The organism is Catenulispora sp. GP43 (assembly GCF_041260665.1).
Taxonomy (GTDB): domain Bacteria; phylum Actinomycetota; class Actinomycetes; order Streptomycetales; family Catenulisporaceae; genus Catenulispora.
Window position 1 is genome coordinate 13,893 of record NZ_JBGCCT010000001.1, and the last position, 18,828, is coordinate 32,720.

Annotated in this window: 16 protein-coding genes; 8 read left to right on the top strand and 8 right to left on the bottom strand. The window is 72.5% G+C overall.

Translation table 11 applies throughout. The features are described from left to right. Nucleotides 1-12: 12 nt before the first annotated feature. Nucleotides 13-987 (top strand): 2-phospho-L-lactate transferase, encoded by a 975-nt coding sequence (gene cofD / locus ABH926_RS00065; RefSeq protein ID WP_370363128.1) that lies wholly within the window; start codon nucleotides 13-15, stop codon nucleotides 985-987. A gap of 3 nt (nucleotides 988-990) precedes the next feature. Next, nucleotides 991-2,217, top strand: coding sequence for a coenzyme F420-0:L-glutamate ligase (locus ABH926_RS00070; protein ID WP_370363129.1), 1,227 nt, complete (start codon nucleotides 991-993; stop codon nucleotides 2,215-2,217). Nucleotides 2,218-2,220: 3 nt separating this feature from the next. Here ABH926_RS00070 and ABH926_RS00075 read toward each other — a convergent pair whose 3' ends face one another. Then, nucleotides 2,221-2,655, bottom strand: coding sequence for a nuclear transport factor 2 family protein (locus ABH926_RS00075; protein WP_370363130.1), 435 nt, complete (start codon nucleotides 2,653-2,655; stop codon nucleotides 2,221-2,223). 112 nt (nucleotides 2,656-2,767) lie between these two features. Here ABH926_RS00075 and ABH926_RS00080 point away from each other — a divergent pair, with 112 nt between their 5' ends. Continuing rightward, nucleotides 2,768-3,241 carry a MarR family winged helix-turn-helix transcriptional regulator gene (locus ABH926_RS00080; protein WP_370363131.1) on the top strand — a complete coding sequence of 158 codons (474 nt, stop codon included), beginning with the start codon at nucleotides 2,768-2,770 and terminating at the stop codon, nucleotides 3,239-3,241. Here the strand turns inward: ABH926_RS00080 and ABH926_RS00085 are convergent. Next, nucleotides 3,219-4,265, bottom strand: coding sequence for a DNA-3-methyladenine glycosylase (locus tag ABH926_RS00085; protein WP_370363132.1), 1,047 nt, complete (start codon nucleotides 4,263-4,265; stop codon nucleotides 3,219-3,221). The two genes, ABH926_RS00080 and ABH926_RS00085, sit on opposite strands and share 23 nt — an antisense overlap. Nucleotides 4,266-4,292: 27 nt before the next feature. Beyond that, nucleotides 4,293-5,387: a sugar phosphate nucleotidyltransferase gene (locus ABH926_RS00090; protein WP_370363133.1), complete on the bottom strand. Its 1,095-nt coding sequence runs from the start codon at nucleotides 5,385-5,387 to the stop codon at nucleotides 4,293-4,295. Between the two features lie 155 nt (nucleotides 5,388-5,542). Here ABH926_RS00090 and ABH926_RS00095 point away from each other — a divergent pair, with 155 nt between their 5' ends. The 3 genes from ABH926_RS00095 to ABH926_RS00105 all read left to right on the top strand — a co-directional run bounded on the left by ABH926_RS00095 (nucleotide 5,543) and on the right by ABH926_RS00105 (nucleotide 9,568). Further along, nucleotides 5,543-6,364, top strand: coding sequence for a TIGR03089 family protein (locus tag ABH926_RS00095; RefSeq protein WP_370363134.1), 822 nt, complete (start codon nucleotides 5,543-5,545; stop codon nucleotides 6,362-6,364). Between the two features lie 76 nt (nucleotides 6,365-6,440). Further along, entirely contained in the window at nucleotides 6,441-8,321 is a 1,881-nt protein-coding gene (locus ABH926_RS00100) for an LCP family protein (RefSeq protein WP_370363135.1), read from the top strand. A gap of 155 nt (nucleotides 8,322-8,476) precedes the next feature. Continuing rightward, the gene (locus ABH926_RS00105; protein ID WP_370363136.1) at nucleotides 8,477-9,568 is read left to right on the top strand and encodes an LCP family protein; all 1,092 of its coding nucleotides are present in this window, start codon (nucleotides 8,477-8,479) and stop codon (nucleotides 9,566-9,568) included. Between the two features lie 129 nt (nucleotides 9,569-9,697). Here ABH926_RS00105 and ABH926_RS00110 read toward each other — a convergent pair whose 3' ends face one another. Genes ABH926_RS00110 through ABH926_RS00120 form a run of 3 tightly spaced genes read right to left on the bottom strand, consistent with a single transcriptional unit; the run spans nucleotide 9,698 to nucleotide 12,227 of the window. Then, nucleotides 9,698-10,225: a pyridoxamine 5'-phosphate oxidase family protein gene (locus ABH926_RS00110; protein ID WP_370363137.1), complete on the bottom strand. Its 528-nt coding sequence runs from the start codon at nucleotides 10,223-10,225 to the stop codon at nucleotides 9,698-9,700. A 50-nt stretch (nucleotides 10,226-10,275) separates the two neighbouring features. Continuing rightward, a complete protein-coding gene (locus tag ABH926_RS00115; RefSeq protein WP_370363138.1) occupies nucleotides 10,276-10,878 on the bottom strand; it encodes an HAD family hydrolase in 603 nt (200 codons plus the stop codon). A 17-nt stretch (nucleotides 10,879-10,895) separates the two neighbouring features. After that, on the bottom strand, nucleotides 10,896-12,227 hold the full coding sequence (locus ABH926_RS00120; protein WP_370363139.1) for a nucleotide sugar dehydrogenase: 1,332 nt from the start codon (nucleotides 12,225-12,227) through the stop codon (nucleotides 10,896-10,898). A gap of 114 nt (nucleotides 12,228-12,341) precedes the next feature. Here ABH926_RS00120 and ABH926_RS00125 point away from each other — a divergent pair, with 114 nt between their 5' ends. Next, nucleotides 12,342-13,268, top strand: a complete 927-nt coding sequence (locus tag ABH926_RS00125; RefSeq protein ID WP_370363140.1) for a glycosyltransferase family 2 protein — start codon at nucleotides 12,342-12,344, stop codon at nucleotides 13,266-13,268. A gap of 27 nt (nucleotides 13,269-13,295) precedes the next feature. Here ABH926_RS00125 and ABH926_RS00130 read toward each other — a convergent pair whose 3' ends face one another. Next, nucleotides 13,296-14,534 carry a YbhN family protein gene (locus ABH926_RS00130; RefSeq protein WP_370363141.1) on the bottom strand — a complete coding sequence of 413 codons (1,239 nt, stop codon included), beginning with the start codon at nucleotides 14,532-14,534 and terminating at the stop codon, nucleotides 13,296-13,298. Between ABH926_RS00130 and ABH926_RS00135 the strand changes: the two genes are divergently transcribed. After that, nucleotides 14,533-15,633, top strand: a complete 1,101-nt coding sequence (locus ABH926_RS00135; RefSeq protein ID WP_370363142.1) for a glycosyltransferase — start codon at nucleotides 14,533-14,535, stop codon at nucleotides 15,631-15,633. The genes ABH926_RS00130 and ABH926_RS00135 overlap by 2 nt on opposite strands. Before the next feature lie 91 nt (nucleotides 15,634-15,724). Here the strand turns inward: ABH926_RS00135 and ABH926_RS00140 are convergent, their stop codons facing one another. Further along, nucleotides 15,725-18,802: a hypothetical protein gene (locus ABH926_RS00140; RefSeq protein WP_370363143.1), complete on the bottom strand. Its 3,078-nt coding sequence runs from the start codon at nucleotides 18,800-18,802 to the stop codon at nucleotides 15,725-15,727. Nucleotides 18,803-18,828 lie beyond the last annotated feature (26 nt).

Below are 18,828 nucleotides of genomic sequence, written 5' to 3' on the forward strand. Positions count from 1 at the left end.
AATACTGTTCGCATGCGCATCACAGCCCTTGCCGGAGGCGTCGGCGGAGCCCGCTTCCTCCGCGGCCTGCTCGCGGCCGCCCCCGAGGCCGACGTCACCGTGATCGGCAACGTCGGCGACGACATGACCATGCACGGCCTGCGGATCTGTCCGGACCTGGACACCGTCATGTACACCCTCGGCGGCGGGATCCACGAGGGGCAGGGCTGGGGCCGGGTCGACGAGACCTTCGGGGTGGCCGACGAGCTGAAGGCGTACGGCGTGGGCCCGGACTGGTTCACGCTCGGCGACAAGGACATCGCCACGCACCTGGTGCGCACGCAGATGATGGGCGCCGGCTACCCGCTGTCGGCGGTCACCGAGGCCCTGTGCACCCGCTGGGAGCTCCCGGTGCGGCTGCTGCCCTCCACCGACGAGCGGGTCGAGACCCACGTCGTGGTCGACGACGCCGAGGCCCCGGGCGGGCGCCGCGCAGTCCACTTCCAGGAGTACTGGGTCCGGATGCACGCGCCCGACGCACGGGCCGTCGTCTCGGTCGGCGTGGAGCACGCCAAGCCGGCCCCGGGCGTACTGGAGGCGATCGCCGAGGCGGACGTGATCGTGCTGCCGCCGTCGAACCCGGTGGTGTCGGTCGGCACCATCCTGGCGATCCCGGGCATCCGGGAGGCCGTGGCCGGCGCTTCGGCCCCGGTGGTGGGCCTGTCGCCGATCGTCGGCGGCGGCCCGGTGCGCGGCATGGCCGACAAGGTGCTGGCCGCGGTCGGGGTGCAGGTGTCGGCGGCGGCCGTCGCCCGGCACTACGGCGCGGACCTGCTGGACGGCTGGCTCGTCGACGCCGACGCGGACGCCGCGGCGGTCGCCGAGGTCGAGGCCGCCGGCATCGCCTGCCGCGCGGTCCCGCTGATGATGTCCTCGCCGGAGGCGACGCGGGCGATGGCGCGGGCGGCGCTGGACCTGGCCGCCGAGATCTCCTCGAACCAGCGCTGACCGATGGCCGACTCCTCCTACACGGTGCACGCCGTCGGCGGCATCCCCGAGGTCGGACCCGGCGACGACGTGGCGGCGCTGATCGGCGCCGCGGTCACCGCCTCCGGGCTGGGCCTGCGGGACGGCGACATCCTGTGCGTCACCTCCAAGATCCTGTCCAAGGCCGAGGGCCGGGTGGTCCGGGCCGACGACCGCGAGGCCGCGATCGACGCCGAGATGGTGCGCCTGGTGGCGCGCCGCGGGCCGACCCGGATCGTGCAGACGCGGCACGGCTTCGTGATGGCCGCGGCCGGCGTGGACGCCTCCAACACCCCGGCCGGGACGGTGCTGCTGCTGCCCGAGGATCCAGACGGCTCGGCACGGGACATCGCCGACGCGCTGCGGGACCGGTTCGGCGTCTCGGTGGGCGTGATCGTGACCGACACCTTCGGGCGGCCGTGGCGGGAGGGCCAGACCGATGTGGCCATCGGCTGCGCCTACCTCAGCGCGCTCATGGACCACCGCGGCACGATTGACGCCTTCGGCAACGAGCTGCTGGTGACGGCCGCGGCCACGGCCGACGAGCTGGCCGGGGCCGGCGAGGTGGTGAAGGGCAAGGCCGACGGCGTGCCGGTCGCGGTGATCCGCGGGCTGGGCGACCTGGTGACCGCGGAGCCCGGACTCGGCGTCCGGCCGCTGATCCGGTCCGCGGAGAACGACATGTTCTCGCTCGGGACCACCGAGGCGATGCGCGAGGGGGTGCTGCGGCGCCGGACGACGCGGTGGTTCGCCTCGGATCCGGTGTCCGGGGAGACGGTGCGCGGCGCTGTGGCCGCCGCGTTGACCGCCCCAGCTCCTTTGTCCGCTTCCGCCACCGAGAGCGGGACGACGCCGTGGCGGTTCGTGCTGGTGGAATCCGAGACCGGGCGCAAGGCGTTCGCCAGCGCGTTGGCCGACTCTGTTCTTGAGGCCGCGCCTTATCTGGTCGTCCCCTGTTATCTCGCTACAGCGTCCGTGAGTACGGAGCTCCTCACAGCGTCGCTCGGCGCTGCCGTGGAGAACTTCCTGGTCACGCTCTCGGCCGACGGCATCGGTTCTACATGGATGAACGCAGACTCTGACTCCGTCAGGGAACTCTTAGCGCTTCCCGACGGATGGGAACCGCTGGGAGTCATCGCTATAGGGAAACCCGCAGAGGCGCCGACTCCGGCAGCTCTGCGGGATCCCGAGGACTTCATCGCTGTGCGCTGACCTTCACAGCGCCGGAGCCGGCTCCCCCACCCGGAACACCGGCCGCACCGTCAGCTCGCTGATCCGCCAGCCCTCGGCGGTCCGCACCACCTTGTTGCGGTACTCCCCGACGAGGACGCGGACCGGCTCGGGGCTGTCGGTGTGCCCGAACGCACCGGTCACGTAGGCGCGCACCGTGCCGGTGTCCCCCTCGACCTTCACCAGGACGCTGTTGAACTGGTGCGCCAGGCGCTCGTAGCCCTCGTGGTTCGCGCGCGCCTGCTCGATCAGCGCCTGGCGCCCTTCCTTGGTCCCGCCGGGGGTGGTCCCCACGACGTCCTCGGTGAGGACCTCCTTCAGCCCGTCGAAGTCGTGCTCGTCCAGGCAGCGGCCCAGGCTCACGAACAGGTCGGTGATCTCCGCGCGGTCCGCCAGGGTCTGGATGTCGTAGCCGGTCATCGTCGTCTCCCCATCAACCAATCGTTGGCTCGGCCAACGTTTTGTTGGCAAGGCCAATGTTGGTCCGACCAACGACTTCTGTCAACCCGTCGGCCCGAAGTAGGCTGCGGCCATGGACCCGCTCAGCACCCCCGCCCGCCTCTACAGCCGCGCGACCTGGCTGTTGGGCCAGACCTCGAACCAGGGGCACCGGCTGATCGGCGAGCGGATGCACGCCACCGGCGTGCCGAGCCGGTCGTACTACGCGCTGCTGGCCGCGCTCGCCGAGAGCGGCCCGACCAGCCAGGCCGACCTCGGGCGGCGCACCGGGCTGGACCGCAGCGACGTCACCGCGGCGGTCACGGACCTGGAAGGGCACGGCTACCTGGAACGCGCGCCGGACCCGGCGGACCGGCGGCGGAACCTGGTGCGCATCACCGAGGAGGGCGAGAAGTTCCTCGGCGGGCTGGACAAGGAGCTGGACGCCGCGCAGGAGGAACTGTTGGCTCCGCTATCGCCCGGCGAGCGGGAAGCCTTGATGGCGATGCTGGCGCGGCTGGTGGAGCACCACACCGGCCTCAGGATCAGCGGTACAGAAGAGCGCTGACGCGATAGCGGTGACCGCGGTAGGGCTCCAGGAGCTCCAGCATGCGGTTGTCGTCCCACGGCATCGCGGGATCCCCCAGAGCACCGCACACGATGCGCGGCAGATGGAGATCCCCCACGGAGACCGCGTCCGCGTCGCCGTGCGAGCGGTGCATCACCTCGGCGGCCGTCCACACGCCGATGCCCGGCACCGTGCGGATACGGCGCGCCGCCTCATCGCGCTCCATCCCCACGGTCTCCTCCAAGCGGGCGGCGACGCGGGAGGCCCCCAGGACGGCGCGGGAGCGCTTGCCGTCCACGCCGGCCCGATGCCACTCCCAGGACGGGATCAGAGCCCACTCCCGGGGTGAGGGCGAAACGCATAAGCGGACGTCCGCAGGAGCCCCCGGAGCGGGAATCCCATAGCGCCGCACCAACAGTTGGTACGCGCGGTGCGCCTCCTGCACGGTGACCCGCTGTTCCAGCACCGCCGGCACCAACGAGTCCCAGACCCGGCCGCTGCGCATGACACGGAAGCCTCGGTTGCGGTGCAGAGACTGGATCAGCTGCGGATTGCCTTGCGACGCCACGAGGTCGGCGAACTCCGCGCGCGAGTCCTCGCTATCGCAGAGGCCGAGCAGATCGGGCAGCGTCTTGAGAAGCCAGGGCGCGCCGGGACCCCAGGCCTCGGCGTCGACGGTCTCGGTGGTCACCCGGCTCAGGCGCAGGGTTCCCGGGTCGCCGGACGGAGTGCGACAGCCGAGCCACAGCGAGTTGTCGGCGGCGCGGCGGAAGGTCGGGTCGCCCGGACCGCGCCGCAGGGCGGTCACCGTCATGGTGAGGTCGTAGCCCGGATCGACGACGACCGTCGCGCGGGCCTCGGGCTCCGCGGGCGGCTCCGGCGGCGCCTGGCGCGCCGCCGGGACGGCCGGGCGCCGGGGCGGGACCGTGCGGCGCCGTTCGAAGGCGGCGCCGCCGCTGCGGCCCTTGCGGGCAGCCCAGACCGCTCGGATGTCGCCGCCCTGGTCGTCCTGGTTCTCCGTCATCGCGCAGGAGAGTCTGCCATCGACGTCCTACTCGTCGCTGGAGAACCGCACGGCCTTGTCCGGCAGCACCGCCCCGCACCAGACGCGCGCGCCGGCCCGCAGCTCGTTGTCCGCGCCGATCACCGCGCCGTCGCCGATCACCACGCCGTCCAGCACGGTGTTCGCGCCGATGCGGGCGCCGGAGCCGATGATCGAGCACGTCACCTGTGCTCCGGCGCCGATCACCGCGCCGGACTCCAGGACCGAGGCGCTCACCCGGGCGCCGGACTCGACAACCGCGCCGGAGCCGACGGTGGTGCCGGCGTCGGCCACCGCGTCGTCGGCGATCCGCGCGCCGGCCAGGATCAGCGCCTCGGCGGTGCCGCGCTCGGCCGGCGAGGGCACCGCGGAGGAGGTCACGACGCCCATCACCAGGTCGGCCGAGCCCTTGGCGAACGCCGCCGGCGTGCCCAGGTCCAGCCAGTAGGACTGCTCGACCACGCCGAGCACCTTGGCGCCGGCGGTGAGCAGGCCCGGGAAGGTCTCGCGCTCCACCGAGACCCGGCGGCCGGCGGGGATCTCGTCGATGCGGGAGCGCTGGAAGACGTAGCAGCCGGCGTTGATCTGGTCGGTGACGATGTCCTCGGGGCGCTGCGGCTTCTCCAGGAAGGCCGTCACCCAGCCCTCGGCGTCGGTGGGGACCAGGCCGAAGGGGCGCGGGTCGGTCACCCGGGACAGGTGCAGGGTGACGTCGGCGCCGCGCTCGCGGTGCGCCTCGACCAGCCCGGCGATGTCCACCCCGGACAGGATGTCGCCGTTGAACACCAGGACCGGCTCGTCCGGGGCGCTGGTGAGCTTGTCGGCCACGTTCCGGATGGCGCCGGCGGTGTCCAGCGGCACGTCCTCGGTGACGTAGACCAGCTCCAGGCCCAGGTCGGAGCCGTCGCCGAAGTACTGCTCGAAGACCTCGGCCTTGTAGGCGGTGGCGAACACCACGCGGTGGACCCCGGCGTCCTTGGCGCGGACCAGCTGGTGGGTCAGGAACGGGACGCCCGCGACCGGAAGCATCGGTTTGGGGGTGTTCACCGTCAGCGGGCGCAGGCGTGTGCCCTTGCCACCCACCAGAAGGATCGCTTCGGTCACGCTCTTGTCCCCTCACCAGTTCTCTCAGCACGCCGTGCTGTCCGTTGCACCGCGCATGGCCCGTGCTCACCCGGCACGCCGTGCGGGCCAGCATAAACGGTCCTTGACCGACGTGCTTGCGCAACAGCAGCCTGTTTCCCCCGTATCCTCTCGGCGTGACCGCAGCGAACAGTAGTTTCCCGGACGTGTGGCGGGATGCACTTGCCCTGGGCCCGTCCCGGCCGTTCCTGACGTACTACGACGACCACACCGGCGAACGCGTGGAGTTGTCCTACGCCACGTTCGACAACTGGGTCGCCAAGACCGCCAACCTGATCCAGGACGAACTGGCGCTGGCGCCCGGCGACGAGGTCGCGATCCTGCTGCCGACGCACTGGCAGACCCCGATCTGGCTGCTGGCCTGCTGGACCGCCGGCGTGGTGGCCAGCGTCGGCGAGGACTCGGCGGCCGCCGAGCGCGCCGCGGCCGTGGTCGCCGGCCCGGACCGGCTGGCCGAGGCGCTGGCGTGCAAGGGCGAGCGGATCGCGCTGGCGCTGCGACCGCTGGGCGCGCCGTTCCCCAGCGTTCCTCAAGGTTTCACCGATTACGCCGCGGTCGCGCCGGCGCAGCCGGACGTGTTCGTGCCGTACTCCCCCGTCACCGCCGACAGCCCGGCCCTGGTCGCCGACGGGAACAGCTGGACCCACGGCGAGATGGTGCGGGACGCGGCCGACGCGGCGGCGCGGTGGGGCCTGCGCACCGGAAGCCGGGTTCTGAGCGGATGCGCCTATGATTCACGGCCGGAGATCCGCGCGGCTTTCACATCCGAGCTCGCCGTCGGCGCTTCCTTGGTACTGTGCCGGAATGTCGACCCGGCCAGACTGCCGGGGCGCATGGCTTCGGAGAAGGTGAACGCGCGGGTCGCGTCCCTGTCCGGAGGCGGTGGCGGTGAGAGTGGAACCGCTGAGGGCACTCTCGGCGTGCTTCCTGTCGAGTAACGTCTTCGCGCGGTGAAGCAATCCGCGGTGGCGAACCGGGCCGCAACCACCGCGGACCCAGGCATGAGGAGATGGTGTGGCAGGCGAGCGGAACGAGCCACTCCCGTGGGAGCGGGCAGGCCGGCAGTCTTCCGGCGGTTACGGCGACGCGCAGGACGCGTACGGCGATGGCCGCGACGTCCCGCCGCCCCGGCGCGCGGCCCGCGGCCCGGTCCCGCCCTCCCGCGGCGCTGAGGGCTACAGCGACGACACACCGGGGCCGCCCCGCGGCCGCGGCGGCTACCACTACGAGGCCGACAGCGGGACAGACGGCGAGCTCGACGCCGGCGGCCGCGGCGGACGCGGCGGACGGACCGGACGCGGCGCGGCCATACCCGCCGCCGCCGGACGCGGACGCCTGGCCCCCAAGGGCATCATCACGATCTCCGCGGCTTCGCTGGCGGTCACGGTGATAGGCGCCGGCGCCTTCACCTACCAGCACTTCAACGGCAGCATCAACACGTTCGACACCTCGGGCCTGTCGACCAACCGCCCGGCCGAGGCCGCGGCGAACGCCAAGGGCCAGCGCCCGGAGAACATCCTGCTGGTCGGCTCCGACAGCCGCGACAACGGCAACAACGCCTTCGGCGGCGGCGCGACCGGCGACGGGGCCCGCTCGGACACCTCGATCCTGCTGCACGTCTACGCCGACCACCAGCACGCCGTGGGCATCTCGATACCGCGCGACATGATGGTCAACATGCCGGCGTGCGACATCGACCCGAAGAACCCCGGCAAGGGCCAGACCAAGCCGCAGCAGAACCAGTTCAACGCGGCGTTCGCGGTCGGCAACACCTCGCAGGGCAACGTGGCCTGCGAGATCAACACCATAGAGTCGATGTCCGGGATCCGCGTCGACCACACCGTCGTCGTCGGCTTCGCGGCGTTCGCCAAGCTCACCGACGACATCGGCGGCGTGCAGGTCTGCGTGCCCAAGGACGTCAGCGACGCCGGCGGCGACAACATCACCCTGAAAAAGGGCATCCAGACGGTGAAGGGCCAGACCGCGCTGGACTACGTGCGCGAGCGCGAGGGCCTCGGCGACGGCTCGGACATCGGCCGCACCCGGCGCCAGCAGGCGTTCCTGGGCTCGATGATCAAGAAGGTGGAGAGCGACGGGGTCCTGAACGACCCGACGACCCTGAGCGCCATCTTCAACGACGCGCTGAAGTACGCGCAGTTCGACCCGGGCCTGGGCAGCCTGACCGCACTGTCGGGCTTCGCCTCGTCGATGAAGGGGATCGACCCGGCGCACATCCAGTTCATGACGCTGCCGGGCCACTACCGGACCCAGGACGGCCGGGTGGAGATGGACCCGGTGGCCGCCGGCGTGATCTGGAACCACCTCAAAAGCGACACCCTGCTGGACGGCAGCAACGGCTCCGGCGCCTCGGGCGCGCCGACCACGCCCGCCTCGACGACGTCCTCGGCGCCGCCGACCACCACGGCTCCGCCGGCGCCGTCGATCTCACCGTCGACCATCTCGGTCCTGGTGCGCAACGGCACCACGGTCACCGGCCTGGCCGGCGACGCGACGACCTCGCTGCAGGCGCAGGGCTACAACGCGGTGACCAGCCACACCACCCCGCCGCACACCGCCGTGACCACGATCGTCTACGGCAGCTCGCGCGAGGAGGCCAAGGCCAAGCAGCTCGCCACGCTGTACCCGGGCGCGAAGGTCGAGTCCGGCGGCTCCGGCACGCAGATCGTGGTGACGCTCGGCGACGACTACGCCGCGGCGCACCCGAAGGGCGGCGGCGCCGGCGGGACGACCGGTGCGCCCACCTCGGGCTCCACCTCCGGCGGCTCGACGACCCCGAGCGGGACGCTGCCGACCGACATCGCGAACAACTCGCGGACGGCCGACCAGGACATCTGCTCGGGCATCACCGAGGGTTACGGGGCCGGGACCGGCTGAGGTCCGGCGAGGCCGCGTCCGACACGCGGCACGTGCGCCGGGGCGGATCACCGCCCCGGCGCACTTTTGTTCGGATCGTACATATCGCACAGATGTCGCAGCAGCGGGACATCCGGGACGAAGTAAGTATGAAGATGACATAGTCTCGTCGCATCATGGACGACCAGCCCACGGAACCGGCGGACCGCGGCTCGATGCCGCGCCGCAGAGTCGTCATGATCTGCGCGACCTCGCTGGCCGTGCTGGCCGTCGCCGGCACGACCGGACTGTGGACCCTGTACAACCGTTTGAACGACAACATCAGGACCGTCGACATCCACGCCGACGACACGCCGGGCCCGGCGGACACCATGAAGCCCGTACCCGGCAGCCCGTCCTCCAGCAGCCGCGACTCGATGAACGTCCTGCTGATCGGCTCCGACGACCGGGACGGGGCGAACGCGCAGTACGGCGACGCCAACTCCGGCGCCCGGTCGGACACCACGATGCTGCTGCACGTCGCCGCCGACCGGAAGAGCGCGACCGTGGCCTCGATCCCGCGCGACACGATGGTGCAGACCCCCGCGTGCACCGAGCCGAACGGCACGCGGTCCCAGCCGCAGTTCGGGATGTTCAACGCGGCCTTCTCCATCGGCGGGCCGGCCTGCACGGTGAAGACCGTCGAGTCCATCAGCGGCCTGAGGGTCGACCACGTCCTGGTCGTCGACTTCACCGGCTTCAAGAAGATCATCGACGCCATCGGCGGCGTACCGGTCCACCTGGACCAGCCGGTCAACGACCCGGACTCGCACCTGAACCTGCCGGCCGGCACCACGGTCGTCGACGGCGAGCAGGCGCTGGCCTTCGTCCGCGCCCGCCACAACCTCGGCGACGGCTCGGACATCGGCCGGATGAGCCGCCAGCAGCAGTTCCTGGACTCCGCGCTGCAGACCCTGGCGGACAACGGGACCCTGGACGACCCGGCGAAGCTCTACAAGGTCCTGGACGCCGCCACCAAGGCGCTGACCACCGACCCCGCGCTCGGCTCGCTGCCGGCGCTGGCGGACTTCGCCTCGGACCTGAAGCAGGTGCCGCGGCAGCAGATCACGTACCTGACGGTGCCGTGGCAGTGGTACCAGCCGGATCCGAACCGGGTGCAGCTGGCGCCGCTGGCGCAGGAGCTGTTCACCGCGATGCGGCAGGACACGGCGGTGCCGGCGGACGTGCTGGCGCTGTCGGCGAAGCAGGGGGAGCAGACGACGTCGTGAGGGCGGGCTGGGGGCTGCTGAGGGCCGCCGACGCCGCAGCCGCCCCGCCGGGCCGGGCCGGGCCGCCAGCCTCGCCTCGCCGCAACGCCGCAGCCGTCCGCGCGAGCCCTCACCGTCCCCCGTGCGCCCCTACCGGAACCACCACTTCGTCGCGCCGCCGTCCCCGGTGGTCTTCAACGCCACCGCCGAGCGCACGTCGATCCGGTAGACCTGCCAGGGCCCCGGCCCCGCGCTCGGCGCGCTGAACGGCGCGGTGATCACGTCGCCCTCGGCCCGGCAGGGCCAGCCTGCGGCCGCGTACATCGCGGCGATCGCGGCGACCACCGCCGGGTCGTCGGTCCGGTGCGCCTCGCCGTCGAAGGTCACGTCGAAGCCCTCGATCGGGGCCGCGACGGTGCAGCGCGGGTCGGCCAGCAGGTTGCGGGTCTTGCGGACGGTGGGGGCCGTGGTGAAGTGGACGGCGCCGTCCAGCCAGGTGTGGCCGAAGCCGGTGGTGTGCGGGGAGCCGTCGGGGTTCAGCGTGGTGAGGTACCAGGAGCGGCCGGGGCCGGCCACCTCGGCGGCGACCGCCAGCTCGACCTCGTCCCAGAGCAGCTGGTCGAGTCCGTACTTGGGCAGGGACAGGTTCTTGGCCCGCAGGGGCTTGAGCGCACTCATGCCTGTACAGACGATCCGGCGGCGCGGAAGTCATCGGTGCGGGGCGGATTTCAGGCTTCTGCCAGCAGTTCGTCGAGGTCGCGGATGGCCTGCGCGGTGTCCTCGAAACGCACCGCGGCCATGCCGAGTTTCCGGGCGGCCTCACAGTGCGGCCCGTAGTCGTCGACGAAGACGACCTGCTCCGCGGGCAGGCCGAGCCGCTCCAGACAGAGCTCGAAGATGGCGGCGTCCGGCTTCTTGATGCCGACCTCGTGGGAGTACACGATCAGGTCGGTCAGCTCGCTGAACCGGTACGCCTCCTCCTCGCGCTCGCGCGCGCCGACGAAGCTGTTGCTGATGATCGCGGTGGTGTAGCCCTCGGCGCGGCGGGCGCGCCAGTAGTCGGCCATCTCGGTGTTGTAGGTGCCCAGGTAGTCGGCCCAGGCGTCCTCCATGTACGCCTCGAAACGGGCCGTCGGCACCCCGAGGATGCCGGCGGCCTGTTCGTGGACGTCGTCGAGGGTGATGCGGCCGATCTCGCCCGCGTCGAAGACCGCGCCGACGCGGTCGGCCCAGCCCGGTCCGAACGCCGCTTCCCAGCGCTGGTCGAGGCCGGTGTCCGGGGTCATTTCCAGGACCCCGCCGATGTCGAGGACGATCGCGCGGATCGGCATGGGCCGCCCCCGGCTCGTCAGGCGATCCCGAGGACCTTGCGCGCGACGCCGTCCCATTTGGCCGGGTCGGTGATGTTGCGGCCGTCGACGATCACCTTCACGCCGGGGAAGTCCGCGGCCGCCAGCTCGCGGTACTCCTCGTGCTCGGTGTGCACGATGATGCCCGCGACCTCGGTGCCGGGCACGTAGGCCGGCAGGCCGAGCGCCTGCAACTCCTCGGCGCTGTACAGCGGGTCGGACACGACCGGCTGGGCACCGTCCCCGGCCAGCGCCGCGACCAGGCCGAAGACGCCGGAGAACGCCGTCTCCTTCACGCCGCCGCCGCGGTAGGCCGCGCCGAGCACCAGCACCGTGCGGCCGGCCAGCCCGCCGCCGCCGGTCGTGCCGCCGAGCAGCCCCTCCAGCAGGCCGACCAGGTACGCCGGCTGCGCCAGGTTGGACTCGCGGGCCGCGCGCACGATCGAGGCCTCGGGGTCGTTGAACAGGTAGAAGCGCGGGTAGACCGGGATGCAGTGGCCGCCGACCGCCGGGCCGGGCTGGTGGATGTGGCTGAACGGCTGGCTGTTGGAGGCCTCGATCACCTGGAAGATGTCGATGCCGGTGCGGTCGGCGAAGCGCGCGAACTGGTTGGCCAGGCCGATGTTGACGTCGCGGTACGTGGTCTCGGCCAGCTTGGCCAGCTCCGCGGCCTCGGCCGAGCCCAGGTCCCACACGCCGTTGCCGCGCTTGAGGTCGGGGCGCTCGTCGAAGTCCAGCACCGCCTCGTAGAACGCGACGGCGGCCGCGGCCGAGTCGGCGTCGATCCCGCCGACCAGCTTCGGGTACTTGCGCAGGTCGGCGAAGACCCGGCCGGTGTACACGCGCTCGGGGCTGTGGCAGAGCAGGAAGTCGCGGCCGGCGTTCAGACCCGAGGCGGCCTCCAGCGCGGGCAGGAAGCGCGCGCGGGTGGTGTGGACCGGCAGGGTGGTCTCGTAGCTCAGCAGGATGCCGGTGCGGCCGTTGGCGGCGGCCTCCTTCAGGCCGGCGGCGATGGTCTGGGTGGCGGCGTCCATGGCCCGGAAGTCCGGCACCGCGTCCTCGTCGACGACCACCGGCACCACCACGACGACCGCGTCGCTGTCGGCGACCGCGGCGACGCCGTCCAGGGTGGCCGTGAGGTTGCCCGCGGAGACGGCCTGCGGAAGGCGCACGTCCAGCTCGGCCTCGCCGGGGAAGGGCTCCACGCCGGCGTTGATCTGGTCGACCACGCGCGGCACGACGTCGACGCCGTAGACCTGGTGCCCCTTCGAGGCGAACTGGACGGCCAGCGGCAGGCCGATCTTGCCCATTCCAATGACGCTGATCTTCACAGTGCTCCGGACTCCAGGCTCGGCGGACTTCACTTGGTTATCCAAGTCTGAGGACGCAAGCGTACCCGGCCCGGTTCCTAATACCCTTATGCCGTCTACTTGCTGAGGAGCACCGTGACCGACCCTGAACTCACAGTCATCGTCCCGACTCGCGAGCGGCCGGAACTGCTGAAGGAGACGGTGGATTCCATCGTCGCCTCGGCCCGCGCCGCCTCGGACAAACTCGGGGCCACGGTGCGGGTGCTGGTGGTGGACGACGCGTCGCCGACGGACTCCACGCGCGAGGCGGTCTCCGCTCTGGGCGCCTCCGCCGCCGCGGCCGGCACCGGAGTCAGCGTCGACTACGCACGCGTCGAGGTTCACGACGGCCGCAAGGACCCGGGCGCCGCGATCGCGCTGGGCGTCTCCTTGGCGGACTCCCGCTACCTGACCATCTTCGGCGACGACGACATCATGCTGCCGGAGCACATCACGCTGCATCTGCGGAACATGCGGAACGGCGCCGACGTGTCGGCGGCTTCGTACTACATCACCGACGGCCAGCTGAACCGCCAGTACGCGAAGCGCCGCCGCGCCGCGCACCTCGGCGACCTGCTCGTCGGCCGGATCGACGTGAACGACGGCGCCTTCGTCCGCACCGAACTGATCCAGGCGGTGGAACTCGACCCGGCGCTGCTGGCGCAGATGCTGTACCCGGTGTGGGCGACGCTGCTGATCGACGGGCGGAAGTTCGTGTACTCGCGCACCCCGTCGTTCCTGTACCGCCGCCACGACGCGAACATCAGCAGCGTCAACAAGAACGCCGAGGACGCCGCCCTGCGCACCTCGCTGCAGGAGAAGTACCAGGCGCTGGCTTCGGAGAAGCTGGGCTCGGTCCCCGAGCCGCGCAAGGTGGACTGGGCGCGGCACAAGCGGGAGTGGCGGTACTCGAAGAAGGGTTATGTGCGCTGGCGGATGGCCGCCACGGAGTTGGCGGTGAAGCGGAATCCGGTGGTGCGGAAGGCTTTTCGGATGCCGCCGTTGCCGCCCAAGAAGTCGTAACCCGGGGAGTCGCAGGGCGGCTCCCGTCTAAGCGCTGACGCCGGCGGCTTCCGTCACCGTCGCGTCGCCGGTGGCCGCGTCTCCCTTGCCGGCACGGCCTTCGCGGGCGGTGACGGCGGCGGCGACGAGGTCGGCGACGATGGTCACCAGGCGGGAGGCCAGCGCGACCACGGTCGCCTTGCCGGGGTCCAGGACCGGCTGGAGGGCGGCGACGAGGATCAGTTCGCGGACGCCGGCTCCGGCGGGGGCGAAGACGATGATGAAGCCGACGCTCCAGGCGAAGGCGTAGCCGCCGATGGCCAGCAGGAGGGTGCGGCCGGGGGTGGCGCCGAGGGCGACGGCCAGGACCCAGATGTGGAGTCCGGCCAGGAGCCAGCCGACCACGCTGCGGGCCGCCGTCTCGGCGATGGTACGAGCGGTGAGCGGCTCGATGGCGGGGCGGCGGGTCAGGCGGAAGAGGGTGCGCAGGGCCGGGTTCGCGACCTTGGGATGCAGGCCCGCCAGCAGGAGCGGAACCACGGCGAAGGCCCAGCGGTAGCCGGCGGCGTCCGTGCCGCCGCCCAGGGGCAGGGTCGCGGCGGCCAGCACCAGCGCCGACGACAGGGACACCAGCATCGCCAGGGCCGCGGCCGCCGCGCTGCGGGCGCGGGGGATGCGGTACGCGCGGCCGAGCTGCATCTGCGCGACCACCGGCCAGACCGAGCCGGGCAGGTACTTGCCGAGCTGGCTGGTGAAGAAGATGCGGGCCGCGGGCCGCAGGCGAAGGGGCGAGCCCAGCGAGCCGAGCAGGCCGCGCCACGCCAGCATCATCGCCACCACCGAGGCCAGGGCCGGGATGAGGGCGACGAGCAGGGGCACCGGGCCGAGTTCGGCGAAACCCTGCTGGACGCGGGTCCACTGGCGGCCGACGGCGTAGGCGCCGGCCGCGAGGGTGAGGGCCAGGAACGCCAGGCGGGCGATCTGGCCGCGGCGGTTGGGGGTGACGCGCGGGGGCTCGTCGGGGTCGGCGTCGGTGTCTGGCTGCGGCTGTTGCTGTGGCTCGGCGAGAGTTTCGGTGGCGCCAGAAGCCCGCTCCGGCTCAGCTGCGGCGACGTCGGCAGCGGAAGATGCGGCGCCGGACTGCTCCACCGGCAGGGCGGCGGCAGGTGCGGAGTCCCGCTCGGCCTCGGCAAGGCCCGGCTGGGGCGCGGCGCTCTGCGCGGCCGCGTCCTCTTCCGTCCGGGGGGCCCGCCGGCCATAGCTGGAACCGCTACTGTGGCTGACCATGCGCGTCCTGATCTTCGGCACTTACGACGTGGCGGCGCACCCCCGGGTGGGGGTCATCGCTGAGGGGCTGCGGAGTGCGGGTCATGAGGTCCGCGAGTGTAACGCGCCCCTCGGTTTCGATACCGCCGCCCGCGTCAAGATGCTGGCCCAGCCGTGGCGGGTGCCCGCTCTGGGCGTGCGGCTGGCGCGGTGTTGGGCCCGGCTGGCCCGGCAGGCGAGGCGCGGGCCGCGGCCCGACGTCGTGGTGGTCGGGTATCTGGGGCACTTCGACGTGCATCTGGCGCGGCTGCTGTTCGGGCGCCGGCGGGTGGTGCTGGACCACCTCATCGGGGCCGCCGACACCGGGCGGGACCGGCAGGTGAGCCACGGGGTGCGGCAGCCGCTGCTGCGCGCCATCGACGCAGCGGCCCTGGGCGCCGCGCGCGTGGTGGTCGTCGACACCGAGGAGCACCGGGAGACCCTGCCCGCGAAACACCGGGCGCATGCGGTGGTGGTGCCCGTCGGTGCTCCGGACGAGTGGTTCGCGCCGGAGGACGCGCCGAAGCCGGCCGACGGCCCGCTCCGAGTGGTCTTCTACGGCCTGTTCACCCCGCTCCAGGGCGCCGCGACGATCGGCGGCGCCATCGCCCGCCTGGCCGGCCGGCCGGTCGCCTTCACGATGGTCGGCGGCGGCCAGGACAAGGCCGAGACGGTGCGCAACGCCGGCGACGCCGGGAACGTCACCTGGCACGACTGGGTCCCCGCCGCGGAGCTCCCCCGGCTGGTCGCCGAGCACGACGTGTGCCTCGGCATCTTCGGCACCGGGCCGAAGGCGCTGCGCGTGGTGCCGAACAAGGTCTACCAGGGGGCCGCGGCCGGCTGCGCGATCGTCACCTCGGACACCCCGCCGCAGCGCCGCGCCCTGGACGGCGCCGCACGCTACGTGGCGCCCGGCGACGCCGACGCCCTCGCCGACGCGCTGGCCGACCTCGCCGCCGACCCCGGCGAGCTCGCCAAGCTGAAGCACGCTTCGAGCAACGCCGCCCGCGAGCGGTTCACCCCGGCACGCGTGGTCGAACCGCTGCTGGCGAAGCTGGACGAACTGGGCTTCGGAGGCTGAACTTCCAGGCCCGGCCTGCAAGGCTGCGCGACCGAGCCCGCCTCCGAACGCCGAACCGCCGAACCGCGAGCCCGCGTCGCGCATCGACGTCTCAGACACCCGTTCCCTCCCGCACATCCGGCCCGCGCACGTCACCGTCTCCAGTCTCCGCGCCGCCGCTCCCGGACGCGACCACATCGGCCGTTCCGGCGCCGCCGGGCACCGCCGCCGCGGCCCGCCGTGCCCGGACGCGCATCCAGGCCAGCTCCCACGGCAGTGCGCGTCCGCGCCGTGTGCACCAGGTCTCCACGCCCACGCCGCCGGCGAGGGCGAACGCCGTCGCGGCGCTGGCGTAGCCGCCGATGCCGTTGTCCGGAGACCGGTACCGCAGCTTCACCGTATGGGCTCCGGCCGGTACCGCCACCGCGACCAGGCCCTGGTCGGCCGGGACCAGGCGGGCCGCCTTGCCGTCCACCGTGGCCGACCATCCGACCTGGTCGGAGTCGGCGACCACGAGGTAGCCCGGGGTCTGGGACTCCACCTGCGCGCCCACCGAGTCCATGCCGTCGCCGGTCACCGTCACCGCGCCGTCGGGCGTGCCCGAAGGCGGGCTCGCCGCGGCGGCCCCGGAGTCGGAGGCCTCCGCCGACAGCACCGTCGGCGCGGTCAACGCCGATCCGCTGTTCAGGACCACCGTCGAGGCGTCCAGCATGCCGGAGGCCAGCAGGTTCACGCGGGAGCTGGCGTTCGGCACCACCACCGAGGAGTCGGCCCAGCGGATGCGCGGCAGCGCGTTCAGCCGCTGGTAGATCACCGAGGATCCGGCGTACACCAGCTTCAGTCCGTCGCCGGGGTCGGTCACCGTCGCCAGCGCGGGGTCGCCGGCCACGGCCTGGACCGCCAGCGGCTTCGTCTTCGCCGAGTGCAGGGTGATCGTCGCGGTGCGCGGCCCGTTCGCGGCCGGGGAGTCCAGGGCGATCGGCACGTCGAACTCCACGCCGGTCTGGATGCCCTGGGTCAGCCGTTTCGACGTCACCGAGGCGGCCCCGTCCGAGACCGTCACCTCGATCCAGTCGCCGCTCGACGTCGGCGCGTAGGAGAACACGTCGTCCGCGGAGGTCGGCACCAGGCCCAGGGCCCGGACGTCGTCCCCGACCGGCAGCGGCACCGTGACCGGCACGTTCGGCTGCAGGTCCACCGAGGAGCCGTCGCTCTGGGCCGCGTGCACGGTCCCGAACACCTGCTCGCTGGGCGCCGCGGTGAAGTAGGCGACGCCCAGGCGGTCCAGGATCGGGCTGGTCGCCTGCGCCTCGTCCGGGCTGAACGCCAGCCGGGTCGGCGCCGGGACCGGGTCCCCGGGCACGCCCTTCACCAGTGTCGCGAACGCCGAGTTCAGGAACGCGTGCCCGTTCAGCGCGCGCAGCCCGTACACCGAGTCGGTCCCGAGGACCGAGGCCTCGGAGGTGGCCGCGTAGCGCGAGTGGCCGAGGTTCGCGGCCAGGAACTCCTGAGTGTCCGTCACCGGATAGAAAGTCGATTTATCAGCACTGGGAGTGAACCGCCCTATGAAGGACGTCCCCTCGGCGGCGACCATGGCCACCACCCCGCACGCCGCGAGCACCCGCACCACGCCCAGGCGCCGCACCGACCCGCCGACCAGCGACACCAGGTACAGCAGGCCGACCAGCAGCACGGCGGCCGCGATCAGCAGCAGTCCGTGGCGGATGTCCGTGTTGTAGGTGGAGACGGCCACCTGGGTGGCCTTCGCGCCGTCGCCGCCGTTGTACCCGGTGGCACCGTCGGCGGCCGCGACCTTGCGCCCCTGGCCCACCAGGGCCCAGGCCTCCAGGCCGACCGCCAGCACCACCAGCGCCGCCCAGGCCGGCGCGGCCCAGCGTGCCAGGCCCGGCCGAAGCGTGATCCGCGGCGCCACCCAGCGCGCGAGACGGCCGCGCGACCCGGCGGGAGCGTCGGCGAACTCCGACCGCTTGCGCAGCACCACCTCGAAGCCGACCGCCGCCAGGCACGCCAGCAGCAGCCCGGTGACACACCGCGCCCGGCCGATGAAGTTCGCCCCGAACAGCGATCTGAGGACCGGGATGTGCTGACCGGCCGCCAGCAGAAAGCCACCGTGGTATACGAGCAGCATCCACATCGCGGTGGCGGCGACGAAGAACACCCACACCCCGCGTGGCAACAGGATCCGGCCGCGCCGGACCGCCATCACCGCGACCACGGCCAGCACCAGCACCGCCGCGCCGACATAGCCCAGCGCTTCGACGGCGTTCGGGCCCAGGTAGAACAACTGCTGGTCGGTGGACGCCACGCCGCCGAACGCCCACGGCGCGAAGGAAGTCAGGAAGGACACCGGATCCAGATGGTCGGCGCCGTTCTGCCCCCGGCCCTCGATCAACCAGGACGAGTAGAACTTCGCGAACGGCAGCAGCTGGAACATCGCCAGCCCGACGCCGGCCGCGACGCCGGCGCCGAGCGCGGCCAGCTGCCCGATCCTGCGGGTCCGCACCAGCGCGTAGACCCCCGCGGTGAGCAGCGCGTAGCCCTCGACCGACGGGAACCCGCCGAGCAGCAGGCAGGCGACCACCACGGCGAGCACCGCGACGTCCCGGAAGCGCCGCTGTTGCAGCAGCCGCTCCACGGCCCAGAACACCAAGGGCACGAAGGCGCCGACCCGGGTCTGCGGCCAGCCCTGCCAAGCCACCATGTAGGCGCCGGAGACGTACGCCATCCCGCCGACCAGCGCGGCCGGCGGCGACAGCTTCAGCCGGCGCAGGAAGAGATAGAGCCCGACCAGACCGACCAGCACCTCGGCCAGCCGCTCGTACGCCGGCGCGAGCCAGGACGGGAGCACGTAATACGGTGCGGTCACCGGGGAGGCCAGGGCGTTGTTGGTGATGCTCCCCAGCGGCGTGCCGCCGACGATGTAGGGGTCCCAGGCCGTGGCCTTGCCGGACTTGACCCCCTTGGCGAACAGGTCCTCGGCCGGGATCTCGGCGCTGTACACGTCCGACTGCATCAGGTTCTTGCTCTGCGAGTCGGCGAAACCGGCGTTCGCGTACACGCCGTATCGCACCATGTAGTCGGTGTCGGCGAGGACGCTGCGCCCGGCCAGCTGCGAGGCGATGCCGCCGATCGCCAGGTACAGCGCGGCCAGCACGGACGCGGCGGTCACCAGGCGAGCGCCCCAACCGCGCCCGC